At 43.0% G+C, this 18,505-nt stretch carries 10 protein-coding genes, 1 tRNA gene and 1 rRNA gene; all 12 read right to left on the reverse strand.

Features of this window, described 5'->3' with window-relative positions; translation table 11 throughout:
- Positions 1–27 precede the first annotated feature (27 nt).
- The 12 genes from ACDD58_RS19025 to ACDD58_RS19080 all read right to left on the reverse strand — a co-directional run bounded on the left by ACDD58_RS19025 (position 28) and on the right by ACDD58_RS19080 (position 18,482).
- A complete protein-coding gene (locus ACDD58_RS19025) occupies positions 28–1,764 on the reverse strand; it encodes an SGNH/GDSL hydrolase family protein (protein WP_370778702.1) in 1,737 nt (578 codons plus the stop codon).
- Between the two features lie 120 nt (positions 1,765–1,884).
- A complete protein-coding gene (locus tag ACDD58_RS19030; RefSeq protein ID WP_370778703.1) occupies positions 1,885–4,773 on the reverse strand; it encodes a glycosyl hydrolase 115 family protein in 2,889 nt (962 codons plus the stop codon).
- 1 nt (position 4,774) lies between these two features.
- Complete coding sequence (locus ACDD58_RS19035; protein ID WP_370778704.1) at positions 4,775–6,691, reverse strand: alpha/beta hydrolase-fold protein; 1,917 nt, start codon at positions 6,689–6,691, stop codon at positions 4,775–4,777.
- A 19-nt stretch (positions 6,692–6,710) separates the two neighbouring features.
- The gene (locus ACDD58_RS19040) at positions 6,711–8,357 is read right to left on the reverse strand and encodes a sugar ABC transporter substrate-binding protein (RefSeq protein WP_370778705.1); all 1,647 of its coding nucleotides are present in this window, start codon (positions 8,355–8,357) and stop codon (positions 6,711–6,713) included.
- A gap of 72 nt (positions 8,358–8,429) precedes the next feature.
- Positions 8,430–9,833, reverse strand: coding sequence for a family 43 glycosylhydrolase (locus ACDD58_RS19045; RefSeq protein ID WP_370778706.1), 1,404 nt, complete (start codon positions 9,831–9,833; stop codon positions 8,430–8,432).
- Between the two features lie 26 nt (positions 9,834–9,859).
- Complete coding sequence (locus ACDD58_RS19050; RefSeq protein ID WP_117921955.1) at positions 9,860–11,008, reverse strand: glycosyl hydrolase family 8; 1,149 nt, start codon at positions 11,006–11,008, stop codon at positions 9,860–9,862.
- Between the two features lie 83 nt (positions 11,009–11,091).
- Positions 11,092–11,988 carry a carbohydrate ABC transporter permease gene (locus ACDD58_RS19055; RefSeq protein WP_117921926.1) on the reverse strand — a complete coding sequence of 299 codons (897 nt, stop codon included), beginning with the start codon at positions 11,986–11,988 and terminating at the stop codon, positions 11,092–11,094.
- 12 nt (positions 11,989–12,000) lie between these two features.
- The gene (locus ACDD58_RS19060) at positions 12,001–12,957 is read right to left on the reverse strand and encodes a sugar ABC transporter permease (RefSeq protein ID WP_186899584.1); all 957 of its coding nucleotides are present in this window, start codon (positions 12,955–12,957) and stop codon (positions 12,001–12,003) included.
- A 67-nt stretch (positions 12,958–13,024) separates the two neighbouring features.
- Positions 13,025–14,752, reverse strand: coding sequence for a sugar ABC transporter substrate-binding protein (locus ACDD58_RS19065; RefSeq protein ID WP_370778707.1), 1,728 nt, complete (start codon positions 14,750–14,752; stop codon positions 13,025–13,027).
- 62 nt (positions 14,753–14,814) lie between these two features.
- The gene (locus ACDD58_RS19070) at positions 14,815–15,201 is read right to left on the reverse strand and encodes a hypothetical protein (RefSeq protein ID WP_370778708.1); all 387 of its coding nucleotides are present in this window, start codon (positions 15,199–15,201) and stop codon (positions 14,815–14,817) included.
- A gap of 141 nt (positions 15,202–15,342) precedes the next feature.
- Positions 15,343–15,413: transfer RNA gene (locus tag ACDD58_RS19075), tRNA-Trp, on the reverse strand.
- Positions 15,414–15,589: 176 nt separating this feature from the next.
- Positions 15,590–18,482 (reverse strand): 23S ribosomal RNA (locus ACDD58_RS19080).
- Positions 18,483–18,505 lie beyond the last annotated feature (23 nt).

Consider the following 18,505-nt stretch of genomic DNA (forward strand, 5'->3'; position numbering starts at 1 on the left):
TGTCTTTTGCGCACCTTTTGTCCGTGCTTATTCCACAAATCCAAATCCCAGTATCGTAAACTGTTTTTCCAGATCTTCCTCTGCGATCTCAATCCGGATTTTGTGTTCTTTTCTTTCCTTCTCCACAAAAAGTATCACCGCATTACAATGCTGCCAGTTATTGATATGGGGGTCTGCGGTAAGACAGTAATCACCATCTACATATACTTTTGCCTTTCCGACATTGACTTCTCCGGAATCCTTAAATACCAGAAGGAGCGACCGGCACCGGATCGTCATTTCAAACCAGTTTTCTTTGCTTTTTGTTCCGTCGTACATCCAGTTATATGGAAATTCCGGCGTTAATGTAAGATCGGTATCCATTTCCACACTCTGAAGCTTGGTATCTGTCCAGACAAAACCACCTTCTGAAATGTCAGCATAAGAATATGTATCCCTCTTATCGAGCAGTTTTACCTGTTCAAAATCTGCACCGATCGCAGTACCTTCGAAAAGCTGCTGCTCTAAAATTTCTTCCTCCGTCATCCCCTTGGTAAATGTATCCAGACGCGCATGTTCTGCCGCTTCACAGCGTTCAAACAGATACTGCAGACAATCTGCCATAATGGTATGTCCAATATTATCCGGGTGAAACATATCATAAAAAAACTGATTTTTCGAAAGTACTTTTCCCTCTTCCTTCTTCTTTGTAAACTGTGGCGTTACTGCATCCATGATACTTACCATCGGCAGATCATAACGTTCTCCTACCGGCCGCAGCCTCTCCTGAAGATTCCAGTCATTTGCAAATACAGAGAATAAAAGCACGACTGCCGGTTTCCACGGAAGATTTAATACCTTCCGAACAAGACTCTCATAACAGTTTCCTTTCGTTTCATCCCCCTCATCATTGACTGCAAACTCGATGACTACAATATCCGGTTTTTCTCCATTTCTCAATACATCCCGGTCAAACCGTATCATTCCAAGCTCGGATGACGTTCCTCCCACACCTGCTTTGATAAATTTTACATTATCCAATACAGCAAAACGTTTTTGAAATAACTGATAAGATTTATATGCATAACATTCTGTATTGATCGGCGTTGCACCTGCCCCCTGTGTAATAGATCCTCCGATATAAGCAAGTGTTACCTCTTTTCCTGCCCTGGATTTTTCAATCGCCTTCCGGATACGGTATGTATTTCCAAGATTCATTAAAGAATGACTGATCATCTCACAATACGCTTCCGAACCGGCATCCACCGCCTCATCTTTGATCTCAGGCGGTGCATCATATCCATCATTTAAATAAAAACGGACACTGAGCTTTCCCATCTGCTCCGGTGTCTGAAACACTACTTTGATCTGTCCCGGAACATCATCATCTTTTGTCCACTTTTCATCTGCCAGATAGATCTTATGTTCCATTCCGTCACAGGTTACTTCTGCCTTAAGATTTGTTCCGCCGCCATATAAATCTTTTTTTCCATACATCTGGAAAATAAAATTGACGGAGTCATTTGGATCATCCGTTTCCACGGATATCCCGATACTGTGAACAAGCTCTGCAAACCCGTCCACTGTCCCCAGCAGTTTTAATATTTTTTCATCTGTGATATTTCCAACAATCTGCGCACTGTTGATCAGACGTCCATCATTCTCATAAATAAACTGTATCCCTGTTCCGTCTTCCTGTCTTGATCCAAAAATATCTTTTTCTTTTATAATATAAAAATATGGTCTTGCCTTTTCCGGATCTTTCGGTGCTGCCGGTCCTCTCATATCAATACCCTCTCTTTATCTTTATCGTTTTCTTTTATTGTAGCAGTCCCTGCTCCTTTTTCTACCCGATAAAGTATATAAAAGCACCGCATTTATTTCACTTTTTACAATTAAACATGTTCACGTATGAAATGTTTCCGCCGGTCCTAAGTAACTTTCTCTGATCCTGTATCCCTTCGGATAAATCACAAACTTTTCCAATACAAATCCGGGTGTCAGTGGATAAATACGCAAAGCATTTTCCCCTTTCTGGCAGACAACCTCTGCACATTGCTTCCGGATCTGTTCTAATACTCCCTTTGACCAGGCTTCCTCCCTGTCCCCGATACGGTAGTCCCTGTCTACTTCATTATAAATCACAGTTTCTGCTTCATTCATCTGCACACCATAGAGGATCTCATTATCCCTTGTCACCGGATTTGACGGCTGCAGATAAAATTCTATCTCATATGTGCCGCCCTCTCTTAACATAAAACGATACTCCAGATAAGGTGCGTTTTCATCCAATGAAAAATATGCCGTCGAAGGAAAATATTTAACGGCTGACAATGTTTTTCCATATCCCTGCAAAATGCCAAATCCACTCTCTCCATCCGGATTTTTGATCCATGCACCAGGTTTTGCATCATAAAAATGTTCTGCCTCAATAGAAATATATCCCGCCGTATCTTCAAAAACATTTTTTGCAGACAAATATTTTTTTCTGTTTACCGGAATTTCTATCTCACACTGCCCCGCCGGAGTTTCTATCACAAGTGTTCCACTTACATTTTCTTTGTCCTGAAGGAAACTGCCCTCGTCAATCGTTATTTTAATTGTCTGTTTTTTGTGTAAAATCCCATCCACACTGCCTTCTGTGACATCTGTTTTGATCCAGTCCGTTTTTTCCTTAACAGAAAAATGGCTCTCTGTCTTACTCCTGCCATAAACGGTAACATATGCCTCCATACATTCCGGATTCCGGAAATTCTCCAGTATCATTCTGTTATCTAACCACATGCTTCCTTCGGCATGCTGGCTTGTACCATTCACTGCTACTATCACCGATGGTTTATCCAGTAATAAGACCTGCATGATAACCGGATTCTGACATTCATCCTCATTCCAGTGCGTAAACCCGATATGCTGTGAGGCTCCCATACCATACCATCTCTGCCCGTCTAACTGGTGATACCATTCGGTAAGTTTCCTGTCACAGGAAAAACACGCTGCTGCCTCTTTCCCATAATCATTTGCAATTGCCGCCCCGATTCCGGCATAATAATGATTTAACCCGGTAAAGACCTGCATCTTCACCAGATTCATTGTCGCAACAGCGGGATAATAAATAAGTGCTGCAAACGCTGCCTGATTATCTGCAGACTCACACTTTAATTTTGTACGGACTCCTTCTGCTTTTTTTATGATATCATCTGCCTCTGACAGAATCCGTTCACTCTCCTCCTCATTGACCGGATGATAGGTATCCGCTCCCAATGCTTCTGGTCTGCGCCTGTGAATCACTTTGGTATATCCGTTTAATATCTCTGCAATTTTCTGTCTGATTTCTTCTGAAAAACTGCCAAAAGATCTTCTAACCCACTGCCTGACATACTCCTGCACACAATTTACCGCCCTGCTTCCAAAGCGCTCAAAATCATAAGCCATATCCATAAGAAAAGACAATGGGAGTTCCTGCGTTGCAATATCACCGACATTGACCATCCATAATCTCCTGACACCAAAATCATACGCCATACTCATCTGTTCCCATATTTTAGGAAGATAGGAACTGTTGATCCATTCATAGGAAACCGGCCATCCATGATAATCCAGATGATAATACATCCCATATCCGCCCTTATGTTTCCTCATCTCTTCTGTTGGAAGTGTTCTTAAATTTCCATAATTATCGTCACAGAGCATCAAAATAATATCTTCCAGTTCCGGTTCCTTTAAAAGTCCCGCCGTATCTTCTGTTCCGTAAAAGAACTCCTCCACCTCTTTATAAAGTGCAAGCATCCGCGGTACTTTTTCTAAATCCTTATTTACATTTTCCCGGATCAGTTGATTCTGTACCCTAAGAACCTCCCGTAACAGCGCAATATTATCCGCAACCGCAGCATTCTCTCCAAGGATTGCCGTGTCAGCCTCTCCACGCATTCCCACAGTTATGACATTTTCAAACTGTCCGCTCCGTTTTAATCCGTCCTCCCAGAACCGTATAATTCCATCCCTGTTTGTCCGAAAATTCCATGCATCACCATAAACAGAACCTTTCCCGCGGAGATATTTATACTCTTCTCCCTGTCTTAAACAGGGCTCATGGTGTGACATTCCCATAATAACGCCATATTCATCTGCTAAAATGGCATTCTTAAGGCCAGGTCCGTCATCCTCAAATCTTGCACTCCACATCGCCGGCCACAGATAATTGCCTTTCAGACGAAGAAGCAGCTCAAAAATATGCTCATACATATCTGTACCAAAACCGCCAAAATGATGCATACACCAGTTTCCGAACGCAGGCCACTCATCATTGATAAAAAATCCCCGGTATTCTACTGACGGTTCTTTTGAAACACACTTCATATCCCACGCAAGAATAATTTTGTCTCTATGGCAGGGTTTTATCCCACACCAGTCAACAAATGGAGAAACTCCCATCTGCTCGGAAAGGTGAAACAAACCATATATCGTTCCCCGCTTGTCACTGCCTGCGATCACTAAAAGATGTGGATTTTCACTGTCTTTTTTCTCTGGAAACGCAAAACAGTAACATTCTCTTTTCCCTTCTATTTGATCAAGTGGAATCCTTCGTCTTATCTCTTCTTTTTCCAGAACTGCGCTTTTGCCTATCGTTGCTGCCACAACTGTTAATTCATCCGGCACCCGTAACATATCTTCTGTGATATTTTCTGCTGCCAGATATTCCGTTTTTCTTCCAGTCACAAGTTCTGCATCCTTCGCTACTTTTTCTGCGATCTTAATGACACCTGAATAAGCACTCTGTTCTACGATCAGTCTCATTTTATCTCTCCATAAACACTGCCAGCCGGTGTCTGAAAGCAGTCCAGTTTTCCCCTTTCATCCGCTCTATTACTTTCATTTCTTCGCAGACACCATACTTATGTAAGACTTCATTTATCTGCTCCTTTGATGCATCTTCATTCACCATAATTAATAGCTGCTTTACTCCGTCTTTTTCTGTGCTGATGCGGTCAGCTATATTGGCTGCCTTTCCCTGATGCAGAAAACAGGATGCCGTCTCATCCATAAGTGCCTTTAACAGGATGACATTTTCCCGGTTCTGCACTGTTTTAGAATCCCCTGCAGATGTGTAAGTATAGATCATATCAACTCTGTCTGCTTCCTTATGATAAAAATAGTGGATGTGTATCTGCCCATGCGGCACATCTGCCAGTTCTGCCAGTGAAAAATCCGTCTCTTCCATTTCCAGATAATTTACCGCTGTTCCATCCTCATACCCCACCGGTGCATCCGGATTCAGAACTGCTGTTCCATTTACAGAAAACCATACTCTGTGATATCCACCTGTGATATTTTTCACTACTTTTGTCCAATATCCTTCTTTCTTTTGCGACCGCTCTAATGCCTGCTCCTCGCAGCCATCTACCTTTACGGTCACCTTTGACGCCTCCGGTGCATAAAAATTAAATTCTGCCATCCCCGGTTCTAAAACAACGACACCGTGCAAAACATCCGGGTATACTCCTGCCGGTTTTCCATCTTTATCTGTTTCAAACTGAATCTGACGATACACCGGATCAAAGAAAAGCATCTGTTCTTCTTTCGTCTGGATCTTCAACTGTGTATCTTCCACTTTTACATCTTCCATACATGCAATATCTGCCATCTCAGAGGAATCCCACCGGAAAAGCAGCTGCACAAAATCATATAGACTTTTTCTCCAGACATGCCATTCATGATAACCCTCATAAACAAAAGTTTTGCAAGGTTTTCCTGCCTGGATCAACTTTTTTTGCATCTCATCCATACCGTGTCTGATTTCTTTTTCTTCACTGCCGCAGGATAAAAATACTTCTTCCAGCTGATGCTCATTCTGACAGATCCGCTCAATCTCATGAAGCGCAACACCGGAAAAAACTCCTAATGCCGAAAACAGCTCCATATGTTTCGCCACGCTGTCAGTCGCCTGCGCAGAACCTAATGACAATCCTGCCAGCGCCCTGTTATTTCTGCCTTTTTTCGTCCGGAAATGTTTTTCTATATAAGGAATTATATTATATATCAGTTCCCGGTCAAAATCCCCAGGATAAAATACCGGTTTTTCATCTTTATAAAATGCATAACCACAGCCTGCAACAACAATCATCCGTGCGCATTTTTTTTCTGCGATCAGATTATCCATAATATAATTCATTTTTCCCTGCCAGATCCATCCGGTCTCATTCTCCCCAACCCCATGCTGCAGATATAAAACCGGATAGGTTTCATCCAGATCCTGTTCATAACCATACGGCGTATAAACATAACATTCCTTCAGATGTCCGCTTACCTCTGATACATATTTACAGATATGCACTGTACCATGTGGAACTTCCTTCGCATAATAAAAATCTACACCATCTTCCGGTATCTCAAACGTGTTAATCGGTGTAAAACAGCCATAGGATATTCCTGCATCCGGGTTACAGACACGCTCGCCATCCACAAACCAGAAATAGTAATGCATTGCCCAGTGCATCTTAGGTACTGTTCTACAAAATCCTCCCCTTCCATCTGACTCCAGTGTAATTTTCTCATTTGAAAAATAACCGCCTGCACCTGCAACCTGTACCTCTTTTGCATTCGGTGCATACATGTAAAAAGTAACCGTACCATCTTCATGTACGGTTACTGGTCTTCTTTTCCCCGCCATATCCTTTCCTACCGGATACTGTTCTAATCCCCCGTTTTTTACCATAACCCCTCATTTCTGCTTCCTAATCAGAGATATCCTGTTCCACTCTTTTATTTACCTCTGACTGCAGATCTTCAAGATATGCAGCCGGATCACATGCGTTATACTCCTGCATATAATTTTCCCATGCAGTATCGAAATCATCTGCCATGATAACCTGCGGAAGCCATTTATGTTTTACCTCATCTAACTGTTCCCTGATCTGCCCTGCCTGTGAATTAACTGACAGTGCTGTTGTGTAAGAATACATCGGATACCAGGCGCCAGGCGCTTCATTTGTTCCAAGCATCTCAACATAATTTGTAACCCCATAAGCCTCAAAACATTCTCTCACATCCTGTGGCTGATTTTTCAAAAACTCCGCTGACTGATATTCCATGGAAAATGCATTTTTTCCATCCGGCAGAAGCCCTTCTACTTTTGGAAAATAAGAATAAGAACAGAAATGATTTTCTGCAGTCTCCTGATCGCTCCGTCTCTCTCCCTGTTCTTCATTCATATAAAACATGCCATTCTCATCAACAGAATAATCAATTCCCTCTTCTCCCCAGAAACGTAACTTAACAATCTCCGGTTCCATCAGATCACTGATAAACTGCATGGCTCCATCAATATCCTGACAGGATACTGTAATGGATAATCCCGTCGAACTGTCAAGTTCTGCGGAACGTGTCACATGCCATTTATTTTTGATTCCTTCCTCACGTGTAATTGGCAGAGGGACATAATCACACCCTAAATCCCGCAATCCGTTCTGGTCATAGATACCCACGATTGCATAATAAAACTGCCACCACTGATCCGGCATGCCACACACAGCACCCGTAGACAGCTTTTTCAGATAATCATCATAAGTTGCAGTAAAAGATTCTGCATCCAGAATCCCTTTATGAAATTCTTCGTTCAGCTTTTTAAAGTACCACTGTGCCGTATCTGTCGTATTATAATCCACTACCTGCAGCGTATCAGGATCAACAATACAGCTTCCATCATTCGGATAACCATCCAGAAACTGCGGCACATTTTCCAGACAGAAATATCTCCATCCATCACACAGCACCGTAAACGGAATATTTTTCGTTCCATCCTCCATCGCAGGATTTGCTGCAACATAGCGTTCGATCAGATCAAAATATTCATCTACGGTATGAATCTTCGGATATCCTGCCCATTTCAATACTCTTGTCTGTATCCAGAATGCCTCTCCGGTATGTGTTACCTCCACATCTTCCCCATGGGATACTCCAAATTGCGGAATCCAGTAAATATGACCGTCTGCCTGCCGGAATCTGTCCCACTGTTCCTTAGTCAGGTATCCTTTGATATTCGGATATTTATCCCAATATTCATCTAATGGTATCAATGCATTTGCTTCATATAAACTGACCTCTCCTGATATAAAATCCGGATATTCCCCATTCACTATATAAGCATTCAATGCATTTTCCTTTGTCTGCCCGACAAGCCATATTTCCTCACAATCTGCACCTGTCAGCTGTGCGATCTTCTGCCGGATTTCGTTATTTGGTTCTAACGTATCTCCTTCTACCGAAAAAAAAGCGGTAAAATGTTTTATATTTTTATCCGGTACACTGCTCCCTTTTGAAACATGTACCAGACCTGCCATACATACAACTACACAAAGTGCTGCTATCAATCTTTTTTTCATAATATATAAATTCCTTTTTCGTTTTTATAAATGTTTATTATAGGAAATTTACATATTAAAGTAAAGGATAACTTATGTATTGTCGTCAAACGTAAAACATTTTAAATCTGCAGTACCTTCTCCGCGAAATGTCAGATAAAGTGCCTGTACTCCATCCTCTATTTTCACAGGTGCCTCATAGTTTTCCCACACATTTGTAAACTCAACAGGAATTTTTCCACAGACAGGACCATCCCATACAGTCCGGACCTCAAATTCTCCTCTTGCATATCCTCTGACACAGATTCCTAATTTTTTGATTCCTTTACAGGAAAAATACTTAAATCCTGCTGTTGCATGATCTGTCATATTTGTAATATAGGCAGGGACATAATCACCATCACACCCGTCCTGCATAATATACGGCTGTTTTTCCCCACCGACATACATTTCTTCTTTGTCCGTAAAAAGGTTGCATGCGATATAAGACGGATATGTTCCTTCTCCTCTTAAGGGACTTCCGTTTAGTCCACAGGATGTCATCTCTGCCTGACAGATACGTTCTCCCTGAAATACGATCGGTTCTGCGCATCCCTGCCTGCAATACCAGGAATGATTTGTATGCCTGTGATAAAAAATATACCACTGATCCATGATATCTATGATGCTTCCATGATTATTTGCACCATATGCCACAGGTTTTTCCGCCGGTTTACCATTTGTAATGCCAATGTCACAGTTGCTGACGATCACGCCTCCATAAGTAAAACCTTCCAGAGGATTTTTACTGACTGCATAACAAAGTTCATGCATCACAACAGAAGAATATATCAGATAGTAATAATCTCCCTTTTTCCGGATTGACGGTGCCTCAAAAAATTCATGTTCTTCAAATCCGGTTCCTTTTCCGTAAACATGATTTGGCAGAACGATCCGTGGTTCTTCTATGACTGTCAGCATATCTTTACCAAGTGCCATTCCCATAGCACCGTGCCTTGACGCATCATTCGACGCACAAAATCCTGTATAGAGATACGTTTTATCGCCCTCTGTCAGTACAGCCGGATCAAACTGCGGTTCATCCTGACTGCGCTCCCCGATCCGGTTTCCGTTTTTATCATGCACATACCCATAAAACTTATACGGGCCATCCGGTTTTTCTGCTACTGCCACAGATACAACAGATACCTTATCCAGAACATAATATAAATAATATCTTCCATCTGCCCCTCTTGTCACATCCGGTGCATACAGACACATTTTCCCGTCTTTGTTCAAAGGGTCGTCTGTTTTCCGGTAAATGGTTCCACTACAGTGCCATTCCCCCAGACTGTCTAACGGCGCAGACCAGCACACATAATCATTCAGGCAGAACACATGCCCATTGTATCTGTCATGTGATCCAAAAACATAAACTCTGTCCCCGAAAACATATGGTTCACCATCCGGGATATATTCCCATGATGGCAGATATGGATTATATACCTGTTTTTTCATTTCCATCCCCATTCCTGTATAAAACATCACTTCTGATAGATCCGGTAATTTCCGGAAAGTGCGAGCATTGCAAACATATAAAGGAAATTATCATAATATCTTCTGTCTCCGGTACGAAGCGGCGTATCCCACAGACGATCCACACATTCTTTCACATATGGCCCGTCTGCCGCTAAAGATGCCTGTGCATTTACTGCAACAATGGCAACCGGATGAAGTGCCTTCTCCTCTAATCTTGTTCCATCGGTCAGAAATACTCCGTCCCAGTGTTCCTTCTGCTCGGCACAGTAAAAGTTCTGTAATCTGTTTGCGATCTCAACCTGCCAGGGATCTTTTTCAAACCAGAGATGATCCATGCCTATATTTGCAATGGTACGGTAAGCATCACTGTAATACCAGTCATGACGTCCGAAAATTTCCTGATGCCCAATATGAGGCTTTCCATCATAATCCGCATACTCGGCAGACAATCCGGTCTTCGGATGGCATGCCAAATGCAGATAACCTCTGCTTGCCTCCGCTGCCTGTTCCCAGAATGTCCGGTCACAGGGATCTGCATTTTTTGCAAATAACTCATAAAAATGCGGCAGATGATAGGATGGATCAGAAAAATCAAATCCCGGCACAAATTTGATCAGTTTGTTTGATGGCTCCCACATTGGCTCTCCCGGATGTGATGCTTCCCCTTTGTGGACACATTCTCTTAATATCGCTTTTGCCTCTGCGCCGTAATTAAAAATTCCTTCTCCGTCTCCCCAGCGTGCAGACGCAAAAAACAGTGCCATTGCAAAATATTCTTCTCCATCCGGAGCAGGACCGTCTGCATTCTTACTTCCATCTAACCCGCAGGACCAGACAAAATAATTTTTATTTGGTCCGTTTTCAATATACATATAAGTGCGTACCCACTTCCAGAGACGATCAAATTCTTCCTTTTTATTCATCTGTACGCAGACCATCATCCCATAGGACATGCCTTCGGTACGGACATCATGGTTTCCGGTATCCTCCATATAAGCCATGTCATCTCCCACTTCATGGTAAAACCTTTCCTCCTCTTTTCCATAAAAAATGGTTTCAAATGTCTGCTCTACTCTTTTTGTTATCTCATCCTCAGAATATCCGCACTCTTTAAAAACATTGCGGTATTTTCCTGTCAAAACTGCTCCTGCCATTTTAATCTCCATTCCTGCCGCTTTCCAGGGCATTTTTAGTTTGTGCTCCGGCACAAATTCTGCACAGCCTGATCTTCTGTCCTTTACTCTTTGACACCGCCAAGGGTAAGTCCTGTCACAAAGTATTTCTGTAAAAACGGATAAATACAGATGATAGGAAGCATGGTGATAATGGTTGCTGCAGCACGAACAGAAGTTGGTGTAACAGTTCCTACTGCATTTTTCATAGCCTCTGCGTTGGTTCCCTGGTTTGTTACGGATGATAATAATTTCATTAACTCATACTGAAGCGTTGTTAAGTTATCACTCATACGGTTATATAACATTGCATCAAACCATGAGTTCCACTGCCCGACTGCAACAAATAATGCAACTGTTGCATATACCGGTTTACACAGCGGAGAATAAATTTTTAAGAAAATCGTTGTATATCCCGCACCATCTAACTGCGCAGATTCCTCTAAACTGTCAGGTATACCATTCATATATGTACGGATGACAAGCATATTAAATGCACTTACCATGCCCGGAATTACATAAACCCAAAAACTGTTTGTAAGTCCAAGTCCTTTGTATAAAAGGAAGGTCGGAATCAGTCCACCATTTACATACATGGTGATAACCCAGAAAAGAGATACTTCTTTTTTGAATAAAAATCTTTTTCTGCTGACGATAAATGCAAGAATCGCATTTGCGATCAGTGCAAGAACCGTACCGATGATCGTTCTTGCGACTGTAATATAAGCTCCGGTGATCAGATTATCTTTCTGAAGCACAGTCGTATAGTTTTTCCATGTAAACTTTCTCGGCAACAGATAAATCCCGCCTCTTAAGGCATCTGTTCCATCGTTTAATGAAATTGCCAATGTATTTAATACCGGATACAGGGTAATGATCACAAACAGGATCATTATGACCGCATTTACGATCGGAAATACCTGTATCTTTTTTGTTTTCTTTCTTTTTTGTGTCTTTGCCATGACCAAAACCTCCTAGAATAACTGTTCCTCTCCATTTCGTTTTGCAATCTGGTTTGCAATTACGATCAGAATAATACTTACAAGACTCTTGAAGATACCTGCTGCAGTACCGATTGCATAATCTCCCTGACTGATACCCCATTTTAATACATAAATGTCAATGGTCTGGGATACTTTCTGTACAAGTCCGTTTCCTAACAGATACTGAATCTCAAATCCTGCATTTAAGACATTTCCTACATTCATTAAAAGTAAAATAATAATAGTTGGTTTGATTCCCGGCAGAGTAACATATTTAATTTTCGCCCATCTTCCGGCACCATCAATCGCTGCTGCTTCATAAAGTGACGGGTCGATCGCTGTGATCGCTGCTAAATAAATAATTGCATTCCATCCTGTTTCTTTCCACACATTTGCAAATGCAACGATCGGCCAGAAATATCCCGGATGTGCAAAAAAGTTGATCGGCTGTTCTATCAGATGTAAATTTACAAGCATTTCATTTATGATTCCGGTTCCGGAAAGCATATCATGTAAAATACCTGTTACAATGATCCAGGAAAGAAAGTGCGGCAGATAAGATATCGTCTGTACCACTTTTTTCCCGCCTTTTGTGACCATCTCATTTAATAAAATTGCAAATGCGATCGCTGTCACAAATGTTACCACAAGGTTAATAACACCCATTGCAAGTGTATTTCTGATTACCCGGATAAAAGTCATATCCGAGAATAACATTTTAAATTTGTCTAATCCGACAAATTGTGAATGGAGGATACCAAGCTTTGGTTTGTAATTCTGGAATGCCATTGCCCATCCTGCCAGTGGCAGATAATAAAATATCACTCCATAGATGACAAGGATCGCAGCCCAGAACAGTAAAACTTTCTGCCTCTTGATCTCTTTCCATGTAATTTTAGTCCGGTTCTCTTTTATTTTTTCTTTTGATTTTGTTCTCGCTAACGACATGACTTCACCCCTTAAAAAAATGGGCAGATGTTTTCCATCTGCCCGTTTTTAAATTATATTTCTTCTCTTATTTGAACTGAGCAGCCTGTTCCATTCTTGTATCAAGTTCTGTCTGTAATTCACTAAGGAAATCTTCCGGCTGACATGCATTATATGCATCCATGTAAGCTGCCCATGCACTGTCAAAATCATCTGCCATGACAACCTGTGGAAGCTGTTCATGTTTTACTTCACCAATCTTTGTCCATGCCATACCACCCGGTGTACTTGTCGTAAAGTTATTTGAGAAAGACCACATCGGATACCAGTCACCAGGAGCCTCATTTGTTCCGAGCATCTCTACATAAGTTTCTACGCCATATGCTTCAAATGCTTTTTTCACATCTTCATTTAAACCATCAAAGAATTCGTTTGCCTGTCCTTCCGGTTTGTTTGCATTGATTCCGTCATCACTTGTTCCACTATACTGTGGGAAGTATGAGTATGAGCATAAATGTGATGCTTTGTATGCTGTATCAGAAGCCTGCATTCTCTGATCATCATTTCTGATAAACTCGCCGTTTTCATCTACCTGATAATCAACACCTTCAACACCCCAGAAACGAAGGTTATGTGTATCCTGATCTAAAAGATCACTGACAAATTTAGCTGCTGCATCCGGATCTTCACATCCTGTTGTGATAGCAAGACCTGTTGCTTCATTGAAAGCTCCGCCTGAGTTATGCCACTGGTTTTTCACACTCTCATCAATTGTGATCGGAAGTGGAATGTAATCACAGCCCTGTTTATCTAAGCCTGCCTGTTTTAATGCATCACCTGCTGTGTAAGCGAAATCCCACCACTGATCGATCATACCAAGAACACGTCCGGTAGAAAGTTTCGCGATATACTCATCATATGTCTGTGTAAAAGATTCCGGGTCTACGATACCTTTTTTGTACTCCTCATTTAATTTTTTAAAGTATTTCACTGCTGTATCAGATGTATTGTAGTCAAGTACTGTAAGTGTATCCGGATCTACCATACAGCTTCCATCGTTTGGATATCCATCAAGGAACTGTGGTGCATTCTCTAAGCAGAAATATCTCCAGTCATCGCAGAGAATAGTATAAGGAATATTTGCTGTTCCATCCTCCATGGTAGGATTTGCATCATTATATGCTTCGATCAGATCAAAATACTGATCCATGGTTCTTATTTCCGGGTAGCCTGCCCACTCTAAAACTCTTGCCTGGATCCAGAATGCCTCATCATTATGTGTACAAACTTTTTCTTCATTTTTAATGCAGCTAAACTGTGGAATCCAGTAAATATGTCCATCATCCTGACGAAGTTTTTCCCACTCTAAATCTGTGAAAAGGTTTTTGATATTTGGATACTGCTCAATGTAATCATCCAGTGGAATCAATGCATCTGCTTCATATAACTGCATCTGTCCGCTTCCACCTTCAATAAAGTCCGGATATTCGCCACCGGCAATCATTGTTCCGACTGCCTCATCTGCTGTCTGTCCGGTAAGCCATGTCTCCTTTACCTTCACCCCTGTTTTTTCTGCAATGATCTGCTGGATCTCATTGTCATCATTGATCTCAGATCCCGGTACTGCAAAGAATGCTGTAAACTCTTTCACATCACCATTTTCTGTTCCTGCATCTGCAGAACTTTCTGTTCCCGCAGCAGAAGATCCTGCATTTGAGGTCTTTCCGTTATTTCCGCTGTTGCCACCGCATCCGGCGAAAAGTGTTGCCGTCATTGCTGTGATCAATAACACGCTTACAAGTTTTTTTCTTTTCATATTGTAATTACCTCCCTTTCGATAAGACTATTTTACCTTTTCCTGCCGTACAAACAATCAGACTAAGTATAGTAAAAAGCAGGGTAAATTATAGATATTCGGATAGAACGACAAAGAAGTGCCCTGCTTCTCTGCTCATAATCCTCTTTCATCTGCTCATTAAATATGGCATATGGTTTCACATACTGATTCGGGATATAGGTTTTTGTAATTTTGGCACGGTCACACATATCTGATACCTGCAATGTAATATCTTCCGGTACATAATAAATCCCGCATCTGCCATACAGATCGATCCTTATATCCTGCTTATCATAAATTCTATGTAAAAGCTGTGGTAACTTATCCAGATTAAGATTCTTACAGTCAACAAGCATCACAAACTTATCTGCTTCTGTCCGCGCAAGCGCAAGTGGTTTTAAAAAACTTATCTGATATGCGTTTGCCACATCACGTTCTCACATTGAAACTGCTGAGTATGGGAATATATAAATGTGAAGAATATTAACTGGATGGTGTGTGAAAAAAGAAAACATATAACAAGAATTAACACGAAAAAAAGAAGCCTTGAAAACCAAGGCTTCTACAAGCAGGGGATGAGAGAATCGAACTCCCACCAAAGGTTTTGGAGACCCCTATCATACCATTTGACCAATCCCCTATATATAAAATGACGTATCAGATACGTCATTTATTATTTTACTTATTAGCTTCACAAAAATCAATATGACTTTTGTCTTATCTTTAGTACCTTCAAAACTTCATACAGAACACCATCAATAACATAATCTGTGAAGTTGCGAAGCAACTTCCAATGCGAACATCGTTCGCTATTCTTTGGTCAAGCCCTCGATCGATTAGTAACAGTCAGCTCCACACGTTACCGTGCTTCCACCTCTGCCCTATCTACCTTGTACTCTTCAAGGGATCTTACTTCCTTATGGAAGGGATATCTCATCTTGAGGGGGGCTTCACGCTTAGATGCCTTCAGCGTTTATCCCTTCCGGACTTGGCTACTCTGCCATGCCGTTGGTCGACAGCAGATACACCAGTGGTCCGTCCATCCCGGTCCTCTCGTACTAAGGACAGCTCCTCTCAAATATCCTCCGCCCGCGCCGGATAGGGACCGAACTGTCTCACGACGTTCTGAACCCAGCTCGCGTACCGCTTTAATGGGCGAACAGCCCAACCCTTGGGACCTGCTACAGCCCCAGGATGCGATGAGCCGACATCGAGGTGCCAAACCACTCCGTCGATGTGAACTCTTGGGAGTGATAAGCCTGTTATCCCCAGGGTAGCTTTTATCCGTTGAGCGATGGCAATCCCACTTTATGCCACCGGATCACTAAGTCCTACTTTCGTACCTGCTCCACCCGTCGGTGTCGCAGTCAAGCTCCCTTCTGCCTTTGCACTCTTCAAATGGTTTCCGACCATTCTGAGGGAACCTTTGAGCGCCTCCGATACCCTTTCGGAGGCGACCGCCCCAGTCAAACTCCCCGCCTGGCATTGTCCCACCGCTGGATCACAGCGGCTGGTTAGAAACCCAATACTGCAGGGGTGGTATCCCAACAGCGACTCCCTTGAAACTGGCGTCCCAAGTTCTCAGTCTCCCACCTATCCTGTACGTGCAGTACCGAATCCCAGTACCAAACTGGAGTAAAGCTCCATGGGGTCTTTCCGTCCTGGCGCGGGTAACCAGCATCTTCACTGGTACTTCAATTTCACCGGATGCATTGTCGAGACAGTGCTCAAATCATTACGCCTTTCGTGCGGGTCGGAACTTACCCGACAAGGAATTTCGCTACCTTAGGACCGTTATAGTTACGGCCGCCGTTTACTGGGGCTTAAATTCAAAGCTTCATCTTGCGACTAACCTCTCCTCTTAACCTTCCAGCACCGGGCAGGCGTCAGCCCATATACTTCACCTTACGGTTTCGCATAGACCTGTGTTTTTGCTAAACAGTTGCTTGAGCCTATTCTCTGCGGCCCACCCTGAAGTGGGCACCCCTTCTCCCGAAGTTACGGGGTCATTTTGCCGAGTTCCTTAACAATGCTTCTTCCGTCGGCCTTAGGATTCTCTCCTCATCCACCTGTGTCGGTTTACGGTACGGGCACATATAAAACAATAGCGGCTTTTCTCGGCACATGGCTCACATACTTCGCTACTTTTATTTCGCTCCACATCACGTCTTTGGCTTGCCAGGCGGATTTGCCAGCCTGACACCTCTTCCGTTTGTACCGGTATTTCCATTCCCGGCTTATGCTTTCCACATGCGTCCCCACAGTTCTGTTTATATGTGGTACAGGAATCTAAACCTGTTGTCCATCGGATACGTCTTTCGACCTCTCCTTAGGCCCCGACTTACCCAGAGCAGATCAGCTTTACTCTGGAAACCTTAGATATTCGGCCGGAAGGATTCCCACCTTCCTCTCGCTACTCATTCCGGCATTCTCTCTTCTTATCCCTCCACTGCTCCTTCCGGTACAGCTTCGTCGGTTTTAAGAATGCTCCTCTACCAATCACTATGTGATTCCTAAGCTTCGGTGTCGTGTTTCAGCCCCGGACATTTTCGGCGCAGGACCTCTCGACCAGTGAGCTGTTACGCACTCTTTGAATGTATGGCTGCTTCTGAGCCAACATCCTGGTTGTCTTTGAAATCCCACATCCTTTTCCACTTAACACGCACTTTGGGACCTTAGCTGTAGGTCTGGGCTCTTTCCCTTTTGACCACCCAACTTATCTCGTGCAGTCTGACTCCCATTCATCATCTACATGGCATTCGGAGTTTGATATTCTTTGGTAAGCTTTGACGCCCCCGCGGAAATTCAGTGCTCTACCTCCATAAGACTAAAATGAGGCTAGCCCTAAAGCTATTTCGAGGAGAACCAGCTATCTCCGGGTTCGATTGGAATTTCTCCCCTACCCACACCTCATCGCCACCCTTTTCAACGGATGTGCGTTCGGTCCTCCATTGCCTTTTACGGCAACTTCAACCTGGACATGGGTAGATCACCCGGTTTCGGGTCTACGCGTGCTGACTGAACGCCCTGTTCAGACTCGATTTCTCTTCGGCTCCACACCTTAAGTGCTTAACCTTGCCGGCACGCGTAACTCGCCGGACCGTTCTACAAAAAGTACGCGGTTCATCATATAAAGATGTTCCACAGCTTGTAAACACAGGGTTTCAGGTTCTCTTTCACTCCCCTCCCGGGGTCCTTTTCACCTTTCCTTCACAGTACTATGCGCTATCGGTCACTAAGGAGTATTTAGGCTTACGGGGTGGTCCCCGCTCATTCCATCAAGGTTTCTCGTGTCTCGATGTACTCTGGATTCCGCCATGTCGTCTTTCCTTTCGCTTACGGGGCTTTCACCCTCTCTGGCAGGCTTTCCCAAAACCTTTCTGCTAGGATCAACGAATCAATTATGCGGTCCGAACCCCACGGTGCACGCACCATGGTTTGGCCTCTTTCCATTTCGCTCGCCGCTACTTTGGAAATCGATTTTTCTTTCTCTTCCTCCGGCTACTTAGATGTTTCAGTTCACCGGGTTCCCTTCCATACGTTATGGATTGGCGTATGGATGACTGGAGTTCGTCCAGCCGGGTTTCCCCATTCAGATATCTGCGGCTCAATGGATATTTGCTCCTCCCCGCAGCTTTTCGCAGCTTATCACGTCTTTCTTCGGCTCTTAGTGCCAAGGCATCCACCCTGCGCTCTTTCTTGCTTGACCTCTTATTTAGCTGTATTTCATAG

It is taken from the genome of Roseburia sp. (assembly GCF_041325975.1).
Classification (GTDB): Bacteria; Bacillota; Clostridia; order Lachnospirales; family Lachnospiraceae; genus Roseburia; species Roseburia rectibacter.